Origin of the sequence: Bradyrhizobium sp. HKCCYLS20291, from assembly GCF_051167715.1 — a bacterium.
Lineage (GTDB): Bacteria > Pseudomonadota > Alphaproteobacteria > Rhizobiales > Xanthobacteraceae > Bradyrhizobium.
The window spans coordinates 722,625-743,335 of record NZ_JBNPTO010000002.1 but is presented as its reverse complement, the minus strand read 5'-3'; the positions used below and the strand labels follow the sequence as shown (position 1 = coordinate 743,335).

Here is a 20,711-nt window from a genome sequence, read left to right as displayed (position 1 = left end):
CAGGACCGGTACGGATCAGGATGAAACTTCACGACCTCCTCGGCGATCAGGCGGGGCTCGACCCGCAAATCGCCGCCGTCGAAGTCTCCGGCCTCGCCGTGGACAGCCGCTCAGTCAGGCCCGGAGACCTGTTCTTCGCGCTATCGGGAACCAAGACCGACGGCGCGCGCTTCATCGCGGCGGCGATCGCTGCCGGAGCGGTCGCCGTGGCCGGTGCTGCGGCACCAGAGGGCGAGCTCCCGGTTCCGTTCGTCGCACTGCCCAACCCGCGGCGGGCACTGGCGCTCGCCGCGTCGCGCGTTTTCCCGCGGCAGCCGGCAACGATCGCGGCGGTGACCGGCACCAGCGGCAAGACCTCGGTTGCAGCCTTCACGCGGCAGATCTGGCAGAGGCTCGGCCACAGCTCGGCAAGCATCGGCACCGTCGGACTGGTCTCGGACAAGCGCATCGTCTACGGCTCGCTCACCACGCCGGACCCGATCGCGCTGCATCGGCAGATCGACGAGATCACGCAGGACGGTGTCACGCATCTGGCCTTCGAGGCCTCGTCGCACGGGCTGGATCAGTTCAGGCTCGATGGGGTGAAGGTTTCGGCCGGCGGGTTCACCAATCTGTCGCGCGACCACATGGACTACCATCCCGATCTCGCACACTACCTCAACGCCAAGCTGAGGCTGTTCCGTGATCTCGTGCCGCCGGGCGGCCCTGCGGTGATCTCGGCCGACCATGAGTGCTCGCCTGATGTGATCGCGGCGGCGGAAACGCGCGGGCTCCGGCTGATGACGGTGGGGACTCATGGCGACGGGGCGGGAGCGGGCATCCGCCTCGTGGCCGTGGCCGTCGATGGTTTCGCCCAACAACTCGAGATCCAGCATTGCGGCCGCATCACTTCCATCCGGCTGCCGCTGGTCGGCGCGTTCCAGATCGAGAATGCGCTGGTCGCCGCGGGCCTTGCCATCGGCACTGGCAGTGATCCGCAAGCGGTGTTCGAGGCGCTGGAGAAACTCGAAGGCGCCAAGGGCCGGCTCGAGCTGGTCGGTGAGCACAATGGTGCACCGATCTTCATCGACTACGCCCACAAGCCGGATGCGCTCGCCAAGGCGCTGCATGCGCTGCGGCCGTATGCCGCGCGAAAACTCGTGGTCGTGTTCGGCGCCGGTGGCGACCGCGACACCGGGAAGCGGCCACTGATGGGCGCGATCGCCGCCGCCGAGGCCGACAGCGTCATCGTCACCGACGACAATCCGCGTAGCGAGGATCCCTCGGCGATCCGCGCCGCGATCCTTGCGTCCGCGCCAGGCGCGCGGGAGATCGGCGACCGCGCCGAAGCGATCCGGGTTGCGATCAGCGAATTGCAGCCCGGCGATGCGCTCGTGATCGCCGGCAAGGGGCACGAGACCGGACAGATCATCGGCAGCGACGTGCTGCATTTCAGCGATCATGAAGCGGTCGCGGACGCATTGGCGGCGAGGGCATCATGACGAAGGCGCTGTGGACGGTGGCCGAGGCGGCGCGCGCGCTCGGCCTCGCCGGCGACTATCCGGCGACACCGATCGATTTCGTCACGCAGGACAGCCGTGCCGTAAAGCCCGGCAGCCTGTTCGTCGCCCTGAGCGGCACGCCGAGCGGCGGCTTCGTATCGAGCTTCGCCTCCAGCCGTGACGGCTGGGAGTTCGCGGCCAATGCCGAGAAGGCCGGGGCCGTAGCGATGATCGTGCCGCACGAAATCGAGGGCATCACGGTCCCACAGCTCGTGGTGCCTGATACGTTGATCGACGGTTTGTGGGCGCTCGCGCGCACCGCGCGAGCCCGCTTCCATGGTCCTGTCATCGGGCTCACCGGCAGCGCCGGCAAGACCTCGACCAAGGAGTTCATTGCCGCCTATCCCGGCGCGTCGGCGAGCCCGTCGAGCTTCAACAATTTCTGGGGCGTGCCGCTGACGCTCTGCAATGCCGATCCGACCGCGTCGGTCTGGGTGATCGAGATGGGCATGAACCAGACCGGCGAGATCGCGCGGTTGACCGAGCTGTCGCAGCCGACCGTGGCGCTGGTGGTCAACGTGCAGCCGGTGCATCTGGAGAAGCTCGGCAGCCTCGAAGCGATCAGGAAGGAGAAGGTCTCCATTGCGCGTGGCCTGCCGGCCGACGGCATCCTCGTGCTTCCCGCCGATCTCGCGGCACCCGAATGGAGCGGCAAGATGATCCGCTTCGGTGGCGCCAGCGAGGTGCGCGAGCTTTCGCACGCAGCGCGCGGCGAGAGCTGGGACGTGACGTCGGACGTCGCCGGCCGCCGCATCGCATTCGCGCTGACGCCCGGTGCGCCGCATCGGCTGCACAATGCGCTCGCGGCCCTCGCTTCGGTGGCCGCAGCCGGGCTCGATCCGGCACTTCTGGCGACAGAGCTGGGTCAGGTCGGCATCATGACGGGCCGCGGCGTCGAGCAGACCGTCAGTGATATCGTGCTCATCGACGACAGCTTCAATGGCAATCCCGCCAGCATGGCGGCGGCGCTCGACAGCCTGCAGGCGCGGCCGGTGAAGGGGCGACGGATCGCCGTGATCGGCGACATGCTCGAGCTTGGCGATGAGGCGCCGGCGTATCATGCCCAGATGGCCGGACATCTCGCCGCGATCGACGGCGTGTTCTGCGTCGGGCCGCTGATGCGCCATCTCTTCGAGCGGCTGCCGCAGCAGCAGCGGTTGGGCTGGCACGAGGATCCGGTGACGCTCGACGCCGGGCAGATCGGAGCGCTGCTCGCACCCGGCGACGTCGTCGTCATCAAGGGCAGCAAGAAGATCTTCTGGGTCAACAAGTTCGTCGCGAAGCTCGCGGCCGCGCTGCAGGGCCGCGCCTGAAAAATCGGGCGATATCGCGGCGCGGCACAGAGGTGTTTTCCACTGGTGGTCGAGCGGTCGTGCCGGACGAATCATTTCGCCCGGCTACGATTCGCACCCGGCACCGATCATGGTTAAAAGAGGCGAACTGGATTCGTGCACGGGACTTTGGGCGTTGCGCGCCAGGTCCCGGTGAGGCGGCATAGGCGGGTCGGATGTTCTATTGGTTGATCGAGCTGACGAATACGTTTCCGAGCCTGTCGGCGTTTCGCGGGCTGCTCAACGTGTTCCGGTACATCACGTTCCGGACCGGCGGCGCGGTGGTCACCGGCGCGCTGTTCGTGTTCCTGTTCGGACCCTGGATCATCGATCATCTCCGGCTGCGCCAGGGCAAGGGGCAGCCGATCCGCACCGACGGACCGCAATCGCATATCATCAGCAAGAAGGGCACGCCGACGATGGGCGGGCTCATGATCCTGTCGGGACTCGTCGTTTCGACCGTGCTGTGGGCCAATCCGCTCAACCCCTATGTCTGGATCGTGCTTGCGGTGACGCTCGGCTTCGGCTTCGTCGGCTTCTATGATGATTATCTGAAGGTCACCAAGCAGTCGCATTCGGGCTTCGCCGGGCGCGCGCGGCTGCTCATAGAGGCGGCGATCGCGCTGGTCGCCTGCTACGCGCTGGTCCGGCTGGGGCGGGATGCATCCTCGACCGGGCTCGCAATTCCGTTCTTCAAGGACCTCATCTTCAAGTTTGGCTGGATGTACGTTATCTTCGGTGCCTTCGTGATCGTCGGCGCCGGCAACGCGGTCAACCTCACCGACGGCCTCGATGGTCTGGCCATCGTGCCTGTGATGATCGCCTCCGCCAGTTTCGGCCTGATCGCGTACCTCGCCGGCAACGCCGTGTTCTCCGACTACCTGCAGATCCATTATGTCGCCGGCACCGGCGAGCTCGCGGTGCTGTGCGGCGCGGTGCTCGGTGCAGGCTTGGGCTTCCTCTGGTTCAACGCGCCGCCGGCGTCGATCTTCATGGGTGACACCGGCTCGCTGGCGCTCGGCGGCATGCTCGGCTCGATCGCTGTCGCGGTGAAGCACGAGATCGTGCTGGCTGTGATCGGCGGCCTGTTCGTGCTCGAAGCCGTGTCGGTCATCGTTCAGGTTGCCTCGTTCAAGCTGACCGGCAAGCGCATCTTCAAGATGGCGCCGATCCATCACCATTTCGAGCAACTCGGCTGGACCGAGCCGCAGATCGTGATCCGGTTCTGGATCATCTCGGTGATGCTGGCGCTGGTCGGTCTCTCGACCTTGAAGCTGCGCTGACATGATTCCCGTCACCTCATTTGCCGGCAAGACCGTCGCCGTGTTTGGACTCGGCGGCTCGGGGCTGGCGTCGTGCCATGCATTGCGGGCCGGCGGCGCCGAGGTGATCGCGGCCGACGACGGCGCCGATCGCATGACGGAAGCGGCGAAGGCCGGCTTCATCACCGCCGATCTGCGCACCGTTTCCTGGGCGAACTTCGCCGCCCTGGTGCTGGCGCCGGGCGTGCCGCTGACCCATCCCGTGCCGCATTGGAGCGTGCTGAAAGCGCGCGAGGCCGGCGTCGAGGTGATCGGCGACATCGAGCTGTTCTGCCGCGAGCGCAAGCGCCACGCGCCGGATGCGCCGTTCGTCGCCATTACCGGCACCAACGGCAAGTCGACCACGACCGCGCTGATCGCGCATCTGATGCGGGTCGCCGGCTACGACACCCAGATGGGCGGCAACATCGGCACCGCGATCCTGTCGCTGGAGCCGCCGCGGATGGGGCGCGTCCACGTCATCGAGATGTCTTCCTACCAGATCGATCTCACGCCCTCGCTTGATCCGAGCGTCGGCATCCTGATCAATGTCAGCGAGGACCACATCGATCGCCACGGCACGATCGAGAACTACGCCGCGGTGAAGGAGCGGCTGGTCGCGGGCGTGCAGGCTGCAGGCACCGCGATCGTTGGCGTCGATGACGGCTTTTGCCGGGCCATTGCCGACCGGCTCGACCAGGCCGGCAAGCGCGTCGTGCGCATCTCGGTGAAGAACCCGCTGGCCGACGGACTCTACACTGAGCACGAGACCATCGTGCGCAGCGCCGGCGGCGCGCGCAGCGAGGTCGCACGGCTCGGTGGCATCGGCTCGCTGCGCGGCCAGCACAATGCCCAGAACGCCGCCTGCGCAGCCGCCGCCGCGCTCGCGATCGGCGTGAAGCAGGATGTGCTGCAGCAGGGGCTGCGCAGTTTCCCCGGCCTTGCGCATCGCATGGAGCAGGTCGGCCGCCGCGCCAACGTGCTGTTCGTCAACGACTCCAAAGGCACCAACGCGGATGCGACCGCGCATGCGCTGTCGTCCTTCGCCGACATCTTCTGGATCGCGGGCGGCAAGCCCAAGGCCGGCGGCATCACCAGCCTGACCGGCTTCTTCCCGCGCATCCGCAAGGCCTACCTGATTGGGGAGGCGGCGACGGAGTTCGCCGCCACGCTCGGGGAGAGGGTGCCGCACGCCATGTCCGGCACACTCGAGGTCGCGGTCGCGCAGGCGGCCGCGGATGCGGAGGAGTCAGGCCTGAAGGAGGCCGTCGTCCTCCTGTCCCCGGCCTGCGCCTCCTTCGACCAGTTCCGCAATTTCGAGATCCGCGGCACCCGCTTCCGCGATCTGGTGCAGGCGCTGCCGGGGGTGGAGAAGGTCGTTTAGGCAGCATGCACCGCTGTCGTCCCGGCGAACGCCGGGACTCATACCCCAAGGAAGCTGTTTGAGGCACGCCGGCCATTGGCTCTTTGCCCATCACGACGGCCGCGGAGTATGGGTCCCGGATCGGCGCCGCGACGCGCTGCGCGCGTCACGGCTTGTCCGGGACGACAGCCGAGAGGTCCTTAACCCTTCGATAACCATCCTGGGCGCCAATGGGCTGATTCCTTCAGGCCTCAGGTGGTCGCCCGATGCTCTCCCGCGAAGAACGCAATCCGCTGTCGGACTGGTGGTGGACGGTCGACAAGCCGCTGCTCGGTGCGATCCTCGCGTTGATGCTGTGCGGGGTGATCCTGTCGCTGGCGGCGAGTCCGCCGGTCGCGACCCGGATCGGGCTCGATCCGTTCCACTTCTTCAACCGTCACGTCCTGTTCCTGCTGCCGTCCTTCATCGTGCTGATCGGCGTGTCCTTCCTGTCGCCGCGGCAGATCCGGCGCACCGCGCTGGTGGCGTTCGCAATCGCCATCGTGCTGATCGTGCTGACGCTCGCCGTCGGCCCCGAGGTGAAGGGCTCGCGGCGCTGGATCACGCTGGTCGGCGTCAACATCCAGGCCTCGGAGGCGGCGAAGCCCGCCTTTGTCGTCGTTGCCGCCTGGCTGTTCTCGGAATCGGCGCGGCGGCCCGACATGCCGGCGACGACGATGGCGCTGGTGCTGCTGCTGATGCTGGTGTCGCTGTTGGTGATGGAGCCGGATTTCGGCCAGACCATGCTGATCCTGATGGTGTGGGGCTCGCTGTTCTTCATCGCCGGCATGCGCATGATCTGGGTCGCGGGCCTCGCGGGCGCTGCGGCCGCCGGACTGTTCGGCGCCTATCTGCTGGTGCCGCACGTGGCTGGGCGCATCAAGCGCTTCATGAACCCGGCCTCGGGCGACACCTTCCAGGTCGACACCGCGATGGAGGCGTTTTCCAATGGCGGCTGGTTCGGGCTCGGGCCGGGCGAGGGCATCGCCAAGCGCAGCCTGCCAGACAGCCACACCGACTTCGTGTTCGCGGTGGCCGCAGAGGAGTTCGGCATCATCCTGTGTCTCGCTTTGGTCGCGCTGTTCGGCTTCATCGTCATCCGCACGCTGTCGCGCGCCTATGCCACCGAGGACGGCTTCTCGCGCTTCGCGGCCTCGGGCCTCGCGATCCTGTTCGGCATCCAGGCTGCCATCAACATCTCGGTCAATCTGCAGCTGATCCCCGCCAAGGGCATGACCCTGCCGTTCATCTCCTATGGCGGCTCCTCGATCGTGTCGCTCGCCTACGGCGTCGGCATGATGCTGGCGCTCACCCGGCAGCGGCCGCGGATCGAGGCCGAGGCGACCGATGCGGCCGGCGCGCTGCGCAATTACGCCTGAGCCGCCTCGCTCGCCATGACGACACATTGGCTGTAAACATCAGCGCATGACGAGCACTGCGCCCCTCATCCTTCTCGCGGCCGGCGGCACCGGCGGCCATCTGTTTCCCGCCGAAGCGCTCGGCGTCGAGCTGATCAAGCGCGGCTATCGCGTCCGCCTCGTCACCGATGCGCGCGCGCTGCGCTATAGCGGCCTGTTCACCAAGGACATGATCGACGTGGTGCCGAGCGAGACGGTGCGCAGCCGTTCGCCGGTGGCGCTGGCGCGCACCGCGCTGCTGCTCGGCACCGGGACACTTGCCGCGTTCAACTTGATGCGGCGCCTGAAGCCCGCCGCCGTGATCGGCTTCGGCGGCTATCCGACGGTGCCGCCGCTGTTGGCGGCGCGGCTCGCCGGTGTGCCCAGCCTGATCCACGATGCCAATGCCGTGCTCGGCCGCGCCAACCGATTTCTATCAGCGCATGTGAAGGCGATCGCGACCTCGCTGCCCGGCGTGCTCGACCGTGATCCGGCACTGGCCGGAAAGACCACAACGGTCGGCACGCCGATGCGGCCGGCGATCCTTGAAGCCGCCGCCGTGCCGTATGCCGCGCCGGAGACCTCCGGCCCGCTGCGGCTGCTCGTGGTCGGCGGCAGCCAGGGCGCGCGCGTGATGAGCGACATCGTGCCCGGCGCGATCGAGCGGCTGGAGCCAGCGCTGTGGAGCCGTCTGGTGCTGACCCAGCAGGTCCGCCAGGAGGACATGGCGCGGGTGCGCGCGGTCTACGACCGGCTCAAGATCAATGCCGAGCTGCAGCCGTTCTTCACCGATCTTCCGGCGCGGCTCGCCGCAAATCATCTCGTGATCTCGCGCTCCGGCGCCGGCACTGTCGCCGAGCTCGCCGCGATCGGCCGGCCCTCGATCCTGGTGCCGCTGCCCGGCGCGATCGACCAGGACCAGTTCGCCAATGCCGGCGTGCTGTCGCAGGTCGATGCCGCGATCCGGATCGTACAGAGCGACTTCACGTCCGACCGGCTGGCCTCCGAGATATCATCCCTCGCGGCCGAGCCCGCGCGCCTCGCCGCCATGGTCCAGGCTGCACGTGCGGCCGGCCGCCTCGATGCCGCCGAGCGGCTGGCCGACCTCGTGGCGAAGACGGCCGGGCTCTGAGCGGGACGGCCGAAATCGGCCGAAATCCGGGCGGAGCGACTGAAAATTCGTGGTTTTTCCGGTTTTTGCGGGCTTGTCCCGGCCTGTCATGTCTTGCATGAAGGGCGCATGATTCGGGGCGGCCGGGCTCAAGCCCTTCTCCCCGCGAGACCATGGACGGGATGCCCTCATGAGACTGCCGCGCGAGATCGGACCCATCCACTTCGTCGGGATCGGCGGCATCGGCATGAGCGGCATCGCCGAGGTGCTGTGCAATCTCGGCTACACGGTGCAGGGCTCGGACGCTTCCGACAACGCCAACGTCGCGCGTCTGCACGAGAAGGGCATCACCGTCAGCGTCGGCCACAAGGCCGAGAACGTTGCGGGTGCGGATGTGGTCGTCGTCTCGACCGCGATCAAGCGCGACAATCCGGAACTGATGGCCGCGCGTGCGCAGCGCATTCCGGTCGTCCGCCGCGCCGAGATGCTCGCGGAGCTGATGCGGCTGAAGAGCTGCGTGGCGATCGCCGGCACCCATGGCAAGACAACGACGACCTCGATGGTTGCGGCGCTGCTCGATGCCGGCGGGCTCGATCCGACGGTGATCAATGGCGGCATCATCAATGCCTACGGCACCAATGCCCGGCTCGGCGGCGGCGAATGGATGGTGGTCGAGGCGGACGAGAGCGACGGCACCTTCCTGAAGCTGCCCGCAGATGTCGCCATCGTCACCAATGTCGATCCCGAGCATCTCGATCACTTCAAGACCTTCGAGGCCGTGCAGGACGCCTTCCGCGCCTTCGTCGAGAACGTGCCGTTCTATGGCTTCGCGGTGATGTGCATCGATCATCCGGTGGTGCAGGCCCTGGTCGGCAAGATCGAGGACCGCCGCATCATCACCTACGGCGTGAATCCGCAGGCCGATGTCCGCTTGGTCGATCTCACGCCCATGGGGGGCGGCTCGGCGTTCAAGGTCATCTTTCGCGACCGCAAGAGCGGTGCGACGCACGAGATTGCCGACCTCGTGCTGCCGATGCCGGGCCGGCACAACGCGTCGAACGCGACAGCGGCCATTGCCGTGGCACGCGAACTCGGCCTGTCGGACGAGGCGATCCGCAAGGCCATCGCTGGCTTCGGCGGCGTCAAGCGCCGCTTTACCCGCACCGGCGAGTGGAATGGCGTCACCGTGATCGACGACTACGGCCATCACCCGGTGGAGATTGCGGCCGTATTGAAGGCGGCGCGTGAATCGACCAACGGCAAGGTCGTCGCCGTGGTGCAGCCGCATCGCTACACCCGGCTGCAGTCGCTGTTCGAGGAGTTCTGCACCTGCTTCAACGATGCGGATGCGGTCGTCGTCGCGGATGTCTATCCGGCGGGCGAGGCGCCGATCGAGGGCATCGACCGCGACCACTTCGTGCTCGGCCTGCGCGCGCATGGTCATCGTGACGTGGTGCCGCTGCCCAAGGCGGCCGACCTCGCCGGCATCGTCAAGGATCTTGCCAAGCCCGGCGACCTCGTCGTGTGTCTCGGGGCTGGCAACATCACGCAATGGGCTTATGCGCTGCCTGGCGAATTGAAGGCGCTGGGGTAGGGCCGGTGAGCTTCCCCGACATCACGCCCGATCTGAAGGCCGCGATGCCCGAGCTGCGTGGACGGCTGCTCGCCAATGAAAGCCTCGCGCCCCTGACTTGGTTTCGCGTCGGCGGACCGGCGCAGGTGCTGTTCACGCCGGCGGACACCGAGGACCTCGCCTATTTTCTGCAGCGCCTCGCGGGCGATCTGACGGTTTACGTCATCGGTGTCGGCTCCAACATGATCGTGCGCGACGGCGGCGTGCCGGGCGTCGTGATCCGGCTAGCGCCTCGTGCGTTCGGTGAGGTCAAGGCGGACGGGGATATCGTCTCCGCTGGCACCGCGGCGCTCGACAAGCGCGTCGCCGAGGTGGCGGCGTCCGCCAATCTGGCTGGCCTCGAATTCCTGTTCGGCATCCCCGGCACCATCGGCGGCGCCTTGCGCATGAATGCCGGCGCCAATGGCGGGGAGACGAAGGACATCTTGGTGGAGGCGGTCGCCATCGATCGCCATGGCGAGACGCATCGCTTCACCAATGCCGACATGAAGTTCACCTATCGCGCGAGCGGCACGGATCAGTCGCTGATCTTCACGGCCGCGCGCTTCCGCGGCACGCCGTCCTCGCCCGAGGCGATCCGCGCGCGCATGGCCGAGGTGCAGGCGCATCGCGAGACGGCGCAGCCGATCCGCGAGAAGACCGGCGGCTCGACCTTCAAGAATCCGCCAGGGCATTCGGCCTGGAAGCTCGTCGATGCTGCCGGCTGCCGCGGCCTGCAGGTCGGCGGTGCGCAGGTCTCGGAGATGCACTGCAACTTCCTGATCAATACCGGCAACGCTACGGCCGATGACATCGAGACCCTCGGCGAGACCGTGCGCGAGCGGGTCAAGGCGAATTCGGGCATTGAGCTGCAGTGGGAGATCAAGCGGATTGGACTCAAGGCGAGCTGATGCTTGCTGGTTCACGTGAACTCCGCGCTGTCGCAACCGCGTTTTGAGATCGATCGAGAAACCATTGATGCGCACCACGATTTTGTTCGGCGGCTCCAACAAGGAGCGTCTCGTCTCGGTCGCCACGGCCAAGGCGCTGCACGCCGCGCTGCCCGAGGCCGACCTCTGGTTCTGGGAAGCCGACGACACCGTGCATCAGGCGAGCGGTCCGGCGCTGGTCGCTCATGCCAAGCCGTTCGAGGAGCCGTTCACGGCCGATGGCGTTCGGATCGGCACGCTGGCCGAGGCGCTCGATCGGGCCCGCGCGGAAGACCGACTCCTGGTTCTCGGACTCCATGGCGGACGCGCCGAGAATGGCGAGCTTCAACTGATGTGTGAGATGCGGGGCGTGCCGTTCACCGGCTCGGGTTCGGCGTCCTCCCATCTCGCCTTCGACAAGGTTGCGGCCAAGCGCTTTGCTGTGCTCGGCGGCGTCACGGCAGCCGAGGGCATTGCGCTGGAGAATGCGGAAGCCGCGCTCGCGCGCTACGGCAAGCTGATCGCCAAGCCCGTCAAGGACGGCTCGAGCTTCGGGCTGATCTTCGTCAACGCCAGGCAGGACCTCATCGCGGTCAAGGCAGCGGCGGCGACCGAGGAGTATCTCATCGAGCCGTTCGTCACCGGAACGGAGGCGACCTGCGGCGTGCTCGAACAGGCCGATGGCGCGCTGATCGCGTTGCCGCCGATCGAGATCCTGCCGGCCGACGGCGCCTTCAACTATTTCGCGAAGTACCTCGCGACGGCCACGAAGGAGATCTGTCCGGGGCGCTTCAGCCCGGAGGTGACGGCGGCGCTGCAGGCGGAGGCGATCAAGGCGCATCGCGCGCTGTCCTGCGGCGGCTATTCGCGGACCGACTTCATCGTCTCGGCCAATGGCCCGGTCTATCTCGAGACCAATACGCTGCCGGGACTGACCGCCGCCTCGCTCTATCCGAAGGCCCTGGCGGCGCAGGGCATCGCCTTCGTCGATTTCCTGCAGCAGCAGATCGCCCTGGCGGAACGCCGCCTCCGCCGTTGAAAATGTGCGGTAGTCGCACCGGAGGAACCCGGCCCGGCGTCCCCCGGAGGTTCCTGTAACCCGTAAAATGCTTAAGAATTTCGGGCAAGGTCCTCATAAATCGGAGAAAAAAATCGCCTCTCCGGACCTATTTTACTTTTTGTTTACCAGGACGTCCGAAGGTTAACGCTGGCGCCTCAGTGGTGCTCGGCTGCCGGGTCGAGCTGTCGTGACGAACCGCATTGGGATGGTCACGAGTGTCCGGCCTGTCGAGACCGTGGGCGTGGGTCCGCGAGTATCTGCGGGCGCAACAGTTGATGAGCTCGTGCAATGGATGGTGCAGGACGCCTCGCTCGAACGCAGAGGCCTCAAGCTGACCTCAAAGCCGCTGCCCTTGGCGCGGCAATCCTGCTGCGCGAGTATGTCTCAGCCCATCTTCCGCGCTTCAAACTGTCGCGAGAGCGCAAGAAGGATCTGCACGGCAGGTCCACGCGCAAAGATCGTACGCAGATGCAGTCTGCGCTGGCGCCGATGGTCGAGCGCGACGCGCCGCCACGTGTGGTGGATTTCGTCGAGCGCTATCTGCCGCGCCGGCTCGGCACCGTTGCGACCGTAGGGTTGCTGTTCGGCAGTGTCTGGCTCGGCATCGTCAAGGGCGGCCACGCCCAGGATGTCAGCATCGCCTTCGCCGACACCCGCAACGCGCTGGCCAACGCGGCCGGGTTTCGCATCACCGCGGTCGCGATCAATGGCCGCAAGCAATTGACGCAGGACGAGGTGCTCGCCATCGGCGGCGTCTCCGGCCGCTCGTCGCTCTTGTTCCTCGACGCCGCAGCCGTTCGCGACAAGCTCAAGGCCAACCCGTGGATCGCCGAAGCGACGGTGCAGAAATTCTTCCCGAACCAGCTGCAGATCGACATCGTCGAGCGCAAGGCGTTCGCGTTGTGGCAGCAGGACGGCCGGCTCTCGGTGATCGCCGATGACGGCGCCGTGCTCGAACAATATGTGTCGCGCCGCTTCCTCACTCTGCCGCTCGTCGTCGGCAAGGGCGCCGAGAGCAGGGCCCGCGACTTCCTGGCGCTGCTCGCGCGCTATCCGCAGGTGCGCGCCGTGACCAAGGCCGCGATCTTCGTCGGTGAGCGCCGCTGGAACCTGCGCACCAAGGACGGTCTCGATATCCGGCTGCCGGAGAACGACGTCGGCAATGCATTGGCGGCGCTGAGCCAGCTCGACCAGGAGGACAAGCTGTTCTCGCGCGACATCGTCGCGATCGACATGCGCCTGTCGGACCGGCTGACCGTGCAGCTCGGCGACGATGCCGCGAAGGCGCGCGACGAACTGTTCAAGGACAAGAAGTCCAAGAAGAAGGCCGGTGACGCATGACCGGCTTCGATCGCCAGACCCCGAAGACGCGCCCGATGGCGCAGAAGCGCACCGCTCTGGTCGCGTCGCTCGACGTCGGCACCAGCAAGATTGCCTGCATGATCGCGCGGCTGAAGCCGGCGCCGCCGAGCGATGCGCTGCGCGGCCGCACCCATGCCGTCGAGCTGATCGGCTACAGCCAGATCCAGTCGCGTGGCGTCAAGGCCGGCGCCGTCGTCGATCCGGTCGAGTGCGAGCAGGCCGTGCGCCAGGCGGTCGCGTTGGCCGAGCGCATGGCCAAGGTGCGTGTCGAGTCGGTGCTGCTGCCGGTCGCAGGTGGTCGCCTAACGGGGCATCTGATCGAGGCGACCTCGGACATCCGCGGCGGTGCCGTGACCCAGGCCGACGTCAGCCGCGTCACCTCCACCGGCATGCATCACGCCACCGGCGAGGGTCGCTCGGTGCTGCACGCGCTTCCCGTCGGCTACACGCTCGACGGCGTGAAGGGCATTCGCGATCCGCGCGGCATGCTGGCCCGGCAGTTCGGCGTCGACATGAACGTGGTCACGACCGACGCGACCGTCGCCAAGAACCTGATGCTGGTGGTCGAGCGCTGCCACCTCAACGTCGAGGCGATGGCGGCGAGCCCGTATGTTGCCGGTCTCTCGGTGCTCACCGACGACGAGGCCGATCTCGGTGCCGCCGTCGTCGAGATGGGCGCGGGCACCACGACGATCGCGATCTATTCCGGCGGGCGCTTCGTGCATGCCTCCGGATTTGCGCTCGGCGGGCATCACGTGACCATGGATCTTGCGCGCGGACTATCAGCGTGCATTGCAGATGCCGAGCGAATCAAGACGTTATATGGCACGGTGCTGACTGGCGGGTCCGACGCGCGTGAGTTGATGTCTGTTCCGACGGCGGGTGACAACGAGCGGGATGTTCCGCAGATCGTGTCCCGCGCCACCATCGCGAACATCGTCAGGCACCGCGCAGAGGAGATTTTTGAAATGGTCCGCGACCGGCTGAAGGATTCGCCCTTTGCGGCAGAACCCAAGGCGCGCGTCGTCCTCAGCGGAGGCGCCTCCCAGCTGACGGGTCTGGTCGAGCTCGCGACACGGATCCTCGGCCGCCCGGTCCGCATCGGCCGCCCGCTCGGCTTCGGCCGCCTTCCCAACGAGGCCAAGAACGCAGCCTTTGCGGTTCCGACCGGGCTCCTGGTCTATCCGCAATATGCGCACCTCGAACACGTCGAACCGCGGCATACGCGGCAGGCTGGGACAGGGACGGACGGATATTTCGGGAAGGTCGGCCGATGGCTACGCGAGGGCTTCTGATGACCATTTTCCGCACCATGCCATTTTCACCAACACCACCCACGGCCGGCGGCCGGGGCGAACCCACGCGCGCGTGACTCGAGAGGCACCCATGGCACTCACTATTACCCCTCCTGATATCCACGAGCTGAAGCCCCGGATCACCGTGTTTGGCGTCGGCGGCGCGGGCGGCAACGCCGTCAACAACATGATCACGGCCGGCCTGCAGGGCGTCGACTTCGTCGTCGCCAACACCGACGCGCAGGCGCTGACCATGTCGAAGGCGCAGCGCATCATCCAGATGGGCACGCAGGTGACGCAGGGCCTCGGCGCCGGCTCGCAGCCGGACGTCGGCGCTGCCGCCGCGCAGGAGGTGATCGACGAGATCCGCGATCATCTCTCGGGCGCCAACATGGTGTTCGTGACCGCCGGCATGGGCGGCGGAACCGGCACCGGTGCAGCTCCCGTCATCGCCAAGACCGCGCGCGAGATGAACATCCTCACCGTGGGTGTCGTCACCAAGCCGTTCCACTTCGAGGGCGCGCGCCGCATGCGCACCGCGGAGTCCGGCATCTCCGAGCTGCACAAGGTCGTCGACACGCTGCTGATCATCCCGAACCAGAATCTGTTCCGGGTCGCCAACGAGAAGACGACGTTCGCCGACGCCTTCGCGATGGCCGACCAGGTGCTCTATTCCGGCGTCGCCTGCATCACCGACCTGATGGTCAAGGAAGGCCTGATCAACCTCGACTTCGCCGACGTCCGCGCCGTCATGCGCGAGATGGGCAAGGCGATGATGGGCACCGGCGAGGCCTCCGGCGAGAAGCGCGCGCTGACCGCGGCGGAAGCCGCGATCGCCAACCCGCTGATCGATGATTCCTCGATGAAGGGCGCCCGCGGCCTGCTGATCTCGATCACCGGCGGCAAGGACCTCACGCTGTTCGAGGTCGACGAAGCCGCGACCCGCATCCGCGAGGAGGTTGACCAGGACGCCAACATCATCGTCGGCGCCACCTTCGACGAATCGCTCGACGGCCTGATCCGCGTTTCCGTCGTTGCCACCGGCATCGAGCAGGCGCAGTTCAACCGCGGCGTCACGACGACTGCACAGCCGGCGGCGGCTGTCGCTCCGATTGCCGCCGCCCCGACCGCTCACGCGGGACACCCCGAAAGCCGCCTCGCTGATCTGACCGCGCGGCTGCGCGCGGACAATCAGCGGCTGGCTGAGCGCGCCGCCAAGCTCGAGCAGCAGGCGTCGCAGGCTCCGGCCGTCGCGGCGCCCGCGCCGGCACCCGTCGCGCCGGTGCAACGCCCGGCTCCGAACCTCGAGCGCGACACGCTGGCCGCGGTGGCCGCCGCGATGGCGAGCGAGCCCGCGTCGACGGCACCGGTGCAGCCGGCGTCGTATGGCGACGTGACCGTGCGGCCGATTGCGCAGAAGCCGTCGTTGTTCCCCGAGCCCGAGGCGCAGCGTGCCGCTCCGGTCGAGCCAGCCGCGCCGCCGGAGACCTTCATTCCGCAGGCCGCGGAGCGGGTTCCCACGCGCGCGCCGCGGATGCCGAAGTTCGAGGATCTGCCGATGCCCGCGCAGGCCGAGATCCGGCAGGCGAGGGGCGACGAAGGCGAGGAGCATCCGCAGAAGACCCGGATGTCACTGTTGCAGCGCCTCGCCAATGTCGGCCTCGGCCGTCGCGACGAGGACAACGAGCAGCCGATCTCAGCTCGTACCGCAGGCCCGGCGATGCCGCAGATGCCGCAAATGCCGCCGCTGCCGGACCGTAAGCCGCAGCGGAACGTTGCCCAGCAGATCGCGAGCCACGAATCGCCTGTCTCCGAATACGCCCGCCGTCCTGCTCCGCAGGGTCTGGACACTCATGGCCGTCCGGCACCTGTGTCGCCGGCGCCACAGGGCGACGACCATTTGGATATCCCGGCCTTCCTCCGCCGGCAGGCAACCTGAGAATTGTTACAGCCCCGAAGGTGCTGAACAGGCCCGGCTCGCGAGAGTCGGGCCTTTTTAGTGCGCCGCGGCATGCGATGAGTAGGTGCTCAACTAACTGATTTTAAATGATTAATTATTCTTTCGGTGCTTGGATGGGGAACGAGGAGGGTGAAGGCCACGTTCCAAATTGGTTAAGGGTTGGCGCGAATACGGCAGAGATGGGGTAACAATCCGTAAAGAAGCGTGAGTTGGCGCTCTTTGGGGCCGTCGGTAAGGTCCGTCGTGACTTGGGGATGCCTGAGAGTGAGTCGGTTTCGCGAGGGGCGGCCGGCGGGGCGATCAGGTGGGGTCTTGGGCGATAGTCGATGAAATTCAGCCGGCAAACAACGCTTCGATCACAAGCCACCGTCACTGGTATTGGAGTGCACTCCGGGACTCCCGTGAGCCTGACCATTGGGCCGGCGCCGATCGACAGCGGTATCGTGTTCGTCCGGACCGGCCTCGACGGGGCTGACCGGGAAGTCAAGGCGGCCTTCAATTCCGTCATTTCCACCGAGCTTGCCACCGTTCTGGGCGACCGCAATGGCCCGCTCGTCGCGACGGCAGAGCATGTTTTGTCCGCCCTGCGCGGCATGGGCGTCGACAACGCCCTGATCGAGATCGACGGACCCGAAGTTCCGATCATGGACGGCAGCGCTGCACCGTTCGTCGCCGCGATCGACCAGGCCGGGATCATCAATCAGTCCGCTCCGCGTCGTTACATCCAGGTCCTGAAGCCCGTTCAAGTAACGATGGGCGCGTCCAGCGGCGAGCTTCGTCCGAATGCCACCGGCTTCCGGGTCGAAATCGAGGTCGACTTCGCCAACACCGTGATCGGCCGTCAGGCCTATAATTTCGAGCTCAATCCGGAGCGCTTCCGCCGCGAGATCGCGCGGGCGCGGACCTTCGGCTTCATGAGCGACGTCGCCCGCCTCTGGAGCGCCGGATACGCGCTCGGCTCCTCCTTCGAGAACTCGCTCGTGTTCGACGAGGAGCGCCTGCTCAACCCGGAAGGCCTGCGCTACGCCGACGAATGCGCCCGCCACAAGGTGCTCGACGCGATCGGCGACCTGGCGCTGGCCGGCCTGCCGATGCTCGGCACCTATCGCTCGGTTCGCGGCGGCCACAAGCTCAATCATGCCGTGCTGACCGCGCTGATGGCGGATCGTACGGCTTGGCGGGTGGTCGAGGGCGAGACGGTGCGCCGTCCGCGCGTTGCGGCCGAGGTCGCTGGCGGCATGGTCGGTGGCATGATCGCGCCGGCCTTCGGGCCGGACGTGTCCTGAGAGCTTCGATCCGTCTGCCCGGTCTGGCGCCAAATGGCGCGGTTACACGTGGCAGAATGTCGTCACCAATATTTTCGTGACTGCGCGTTTCCGGGCGCGCCGCGACTCCTCCGTTGTGGAGGCATCTGCGCGTTTTCCCAAGGCATTTTGGACGCTACGAAGGCTTTTTCAGCGCTAACCACGTTCCGATACCGTCGTCCAGGTCTCGCCTTAATCCGGGCGAATTGGCTGCCTATGCGGTTGGTCGATGATGGTTTTTCAGATAGAGAGGCCGGGGCAGCGTGATCCGCGCCGGACTTCTCCTTCGCGTTCATGAGACGGCGCTCATAATGCGCGGCGTAGATCAAACCACAGGCATCGGGTTCCAAAGCAGCATGTCGAACCAGCGTCTCACGCGCGAACTCCGTCCCTCCGTCATCCCGGCTGGCCGCCATCTGCGGCTCGCGGCGTCGTTGGCTGTGCTTGCGCTGCCTCTGGCGGGATGCGGCACCGGTGCGCTGTGGGACAAGTTCATGGCCAAGGACGATACGTTCGCCGATGTGCCCGCGGACAGGCTCTACAATGAGGGCTTGTACCTCATGAACGAGAAGAAGGATGTCAAGGCTGCGACCAAGAAGTTCGAAGAGGTCGACCGCCAGCATCCCTATTCCGACTGGGCGCGCAAATCGCTGCTGATGTCGGCCTACGCGTCATATCAGGCCGGCGACTATGACGGCTGCATCGGCGCGGCTTCGCGCTACGTGACGCTGCATCCCGGCAGCCCTGACGCTGCCTATGCGCAATACCTGATTGCCGCGTCTCACTACGACCAGATCCCGGACATCAGCCGCGACCAGGGCCGTACCGAAAAGGCGATCGCCTCGCTCGAGGAGGTGGTGCGCAAATATCCGAACTCCGAATACGCCACCAGCGCCAAGGCGAAGATGGAAGGCGCCCGCGACCAGCTCGCCGGCAAGGAGATGGACGTCGGCCGCTACTACATGCAGAAGCGCGACTACACCGCGGCCATCAATCGTTTCAAGACGGTGGTGACGCAGTACCAGACCACCCGACACGTCGAGGAAGCCCTGTTCCGGTTGACCGAGTCCTACATGACGATCGGCATCGTCGGCGAGGCCCAGACCGCGGCGGCCGTGCTCGGGCATAATTTCCCGGACAGCAAGTGGTACAAGGATGCCTACAGTCTCGTGAAGTCCGGCGGCGTCGAGCCGGAGGAGAACAAGGGCTCCTACATCTCGCGTGCCTTCAAGAAGCTCGGTCTGGGTTGAGCGAACTCTCAGGATCAGTTCGGGTTGATCCTGCTTTGTTCTATATTCTTGTTTTGTTCTCAATTTGCTGCTAGCATTGAGTCGTTCGCTCAGGGGCGTTTTGCCCCGTTACGAAGGACCTCGGTTCCATGCTGGCGCGACTGTCGATCCGTGACATCGTCCTGATCGAACGACTCGATCTCGAGTTTTCCGATGGGCTTGCGGTGCTGACCGGCGAGACCGGTGCCGGCAAGTCGATCCTCCTCGACGCGTTCGCTTTGGCCCTCGGCGGCCGTGGGGATGCCAGTCTGGTGCGACATGGCGCCGACCAGGGCCAGGTCACGGCCGTGTTCGAGATCGGCAAGGATCATCCGGCCGCCCGGATCCTGGCCGCCAACGGCCTCGACGCCGACGGCGAGATGATCCTGCGCCGTGTGCAGTATGGCGATGGCCGCACCCGGGCCTTCATCAACGATCAATCCGTGAGCGTGCAGACCTTGAAGGCGATCGGCGCCACGCTGGTCGAGATCCACGGTCAGCACGACGAGCGGGCGCTGGTCGATGCTGCCACCCACCGCCGGCTGCTGGATGCCTTCGCCGGCCTGGAAAAGGATGTCGCGGCTGTCGAGAGCTTGTTCGCGGCCCGCCGGATGGCGGTGACCGCGCTCGAGCAGCATCGTGCGGGCATGGAGCGCGCAGCCCGCGAGGCCGACTATCTGCGACATGCGTCGGACGAATTGAAGAAGCTCGCGCCGAAGGAGGGTGAGGAGACCCAGCTTGCCGCCCGGCGCACCGCGATGATGCAAGGCGAGAAGATCGCCGGCGATTTGCGTGACGCCCAGGATGCAGTCAGCGGCAACCAGTCGCCGATCGCAGCACTTGCGGCCGCGGTCCGCCGGCTGGAGCGGCGCGCGGTGAGCTCGCCGGCGCTGGTCGATCCCGCCGTGAAGGCCATGGATGCCGCGATCAACGCGCTGGAGGAGGCCGACCAGCATCTGACGGCGGCGCTCACGGCGACCGATTTCGACCCGCTGGAGCTGGAGCGGATCGAGGAGCGGCTGTTCGCGCTGCGGGCGGCCGCGCGCAAATATTCGACCCCGGTCGATGGGCTGGCCGCGCTGGCGGCCAAATATGCCGCCGATGTCGTGCTGATCGATGCCGGTGCGGAGCAGCTCAAGAAGCTGGAGGCCGCAGCGGCCGGTGCAGACGCCCGCTATGCCGCGGCGGCAGCCAAGCTGTCGGCAGTGCGCACCAAGGCGGCGGAGAAGTTGAACCGCGCCGTTCTTGCCGAACTCGGTCCGCTCAAGCTCGAGCGCGCCAAGTTCATGACCCAGGTCGACAGCGACGCCGATGCGCCGGGGCCGGAAGGCATCGACCGCGTCGAGTTCTGGGTCCAGACCAACCCGGGCACGCGGCCGGGCCCGATGATGAAGGTCGCCTCCGGCGGCGAGCTGTCGCGGTTCCTGCTCGCGCTCAAGGTCGTGCTGTCGGATCGCGGCTCAGCCCCGACCCTGGTGTTCGACGAGATCGACACCGGCGTGGGCGGCGCTGTCGCGGACGCCATAGGCGCCCGGCTGGCGCGGCTCGCGCACGGCGTCCAGGTCATGGCCGTCACCCACGCGCCGCAGGTCGCCGCGCGGGCGGACCAGCACCTGTTGATCTCGAAGGATGCGCTCGACCGCGGCAAACGCGTCGTCACCCGGGTCAACACGCTCGCCACCCTGCACCGCCGCGAGGAGATCGCGCGCATGCTGGCCGGCGCCGAGGTCACCGCCGAAGCCCGCGCCGCCGCCGACCGCCTGCTGGAGGCCGCTGCGGCCTAGCGCGCCGCGCCTGCGCCCGAACGCTTTGGCTCCGGCGCGCGCATTGTGTACACC

General features: G+C 66.9%; 15 protein-coding genes. All 15 read left to right on the top strand.

Translation table 11 applies throughout. The features are described 5' to 3' along the window. Positions 1-20 precede the first annotated feature (20 nt). The 15 genes from ACQR07_RS07525 to recN all read left to right on the top strand — a co-directional run bounded on the left by ACQR07_RS07525 (position 21) and on the right by recN (position 20,657). Positions 21-1,481, top strand: coding sequence for a UDP-N-acetylmuramoyl-L-alanyl-D-glutamate--2,6-diaminopimelate ligase (locus ACQR07_RS07525; RefSeq protein ID WP_434901666.1), 1,461 nt, complete (start codon positions 21-23; stop codon positions 1,479-1,481). Further along, a complete protein-coding gene (locus ACQR07_RS07520; protein WP_434901665.1) occupies positions 1,478-2,854 on the top strand; it encodes a UDP-N-acetylmuramoyl-tripeptide--D-alanyl-D-alanine ligase in 1,377 nt (458 codons plus the stop codon). Before ACQR07_RS07525 ends, ACQR07_RS07520 begins: the two co-directional genes overlap by 4 nt. 194 nt (positions 2,855-3,048) lie before the next feature. Further along, the gene (gene mraY, locus ACQR07_RS07515) at positions 3,049-4,155 is read left to right on the top strand and encodes a phospho-N-acetylmuramoyl-pentapeptide-transferase (protein ID WP_434901664.1); all 1,107 of its coding nucleotides are present in this window, start codon (positions 3,049-3,051) and stop codon (positions 4,153-4,155) included. Position 4,156: 1 nt separating this feature from the next. Continuing rightward, complete coding sequence (gene murD, locus ACQR07_RS07510) at positions 4,157-5,557, top strand: UDP-N-acetylmuramoyl-L-alanine--D-glutamate ligase (RefSeq protein WP_434901663.1); 1,401 nt, start codon at positions 4,157-4,159, stop codon at positions 5,555-5,557. 245 nt (positions 5,558-5,802) lie between these two features. Next, positions 5,803-6,954: a putative lipid II flippase FtsW gene (gene ftsW, locus ACQR07_RS07505; RefSeq protein ID WP_434901662.1), complete on the top strand. Its 1,152-nt coding sequence runs from the start codon at positions 5,803-5,805 to the stop codon at positions 6,952-6,954. Positions 6,955-7,000: 46 nt separating this feature from the next. Further along, complete coding sequence (gene murG / locus ACQR07_RS07500) at positions 7,001-8,104, top strand: undecaprenyldiphospho-muramoylpentapeptide beta-N-acetylglucosaminyltransferase (RefSeq protein WP_434901661.1); 1,104 nt, start codon at positions 7,001-7,003, stop codon at positions 8,102-8,104. 169 nt (positions 8,105-8,273) lie between these two features. Further along, a complete protein-coding gene (gene murC / locus ACQR07_RS07495; protein ID WP_434901660.1) occupies positions 8,274-9,677 on the top strand; it encodes a UDP-N-acetylmuramate--L-alanine ligase in 1,404 nt (467 codons plus the stop codon). Between the two features lie 5 nt (positions 9,678-9,682). Continuing rightward, positions 9,683-10,606: a UDP-N-acetylmuramate dehydrogenase gene (gene murB, locus ACQR07_RS07490; protein ID WP_434901659.1), complete on the top strand. Its 924-nt coding sequence runs from the start codon at positions 9,683-9,685 to the stop codon at positions 10,604-10,606. A gap of 67 nt (positions 10,607-10,673) precedes the next feature. Continuing rightward, entirely contained in the window at positions 10,674-11,663 is a 990-nt protein-coding gene (locus ACQR07_RS07485; RefSeq protein WP_434901658.1) for a D-alanine--D-alanine ligase family protein, read from the top strand. 309 nt (positions 11,664-11,972) lie between these two features. Then, positions 11,973-13,025, top strand: coding sequence for a cell division protein FtsQ/DivIB (locus ACQR07_RS07480; RefSeq protein ID WP_434901657.1), 1,053 nt, complete (start codon positions 11,973-11,975; stop codon positions 13,023-13,025). Beyond that, a complete protein-coding gene (ftsA, locus tag ACQR07_RS07475; protein ID WP_434869004.1) occupies positions 13,022-14,341 on the top strand; it encodes a cell division protein FtsA in 1,320 nt (439 codons plus the stop codon). Before ACQR07_RS07480 ends, ftsA begins: the two co-directional genes overlap by 4 nt. Positions 14,342-14,432: 91 nt before the next feature. Continuing rightward, positions 14,433-16,280: a cell division protein FtsZ gene (gene ftsZ, locus ACQR07_RS07470; protein ID WP_434901656.1), complete on the top strand. Its 1,848-nt coding sequence runs from the start codon at positions 14,433-14,435 to the stop codon at positions 16,278-16,280. 347 nt (positions 16,281-16,627) lie between these two features. Further along, positions 16,628-17,587 (top strand): UDP-3-O-acyl-N-acetylglucosamine deacetylase, encoded by a 960-nt coding sequence (lpxC, locus tag ACQR07_RS07465; protein WP_434869002.1) that lies wholly within the window; start codon positions 16,628-16,630, stop codon positions 17,585-17,587. A 374-nt stretch (positions 17,588-17,961) separates the two neighbouring features. Beyond that, the gene (locus ACQR07_RS07460; protein WP_434901655.1) at positions 17,962-18,855 is read left to right on the top strand and encodes an outer membrane protein assembly factor BamD; all 894 of its coding nucleotides are present in this window, start codon (positions 17,962-17,964) and stop codon (positions 18,853-18,855) included. Between the two features lie 128 nt (positions 18,856-18,983). Beyond that, a complete protein-coding gene (recN, locus tag ACQR07_RS07455; RefSeq protein ID WP_434901654.1) occupies positions 18,984-20,657 on the top strand; it encodes a DNA repair protein RecN in 1,674 nt (557 codons plus the stop codon). Positions 20,658-20,711: the final 54 nt, after the last annotated feature.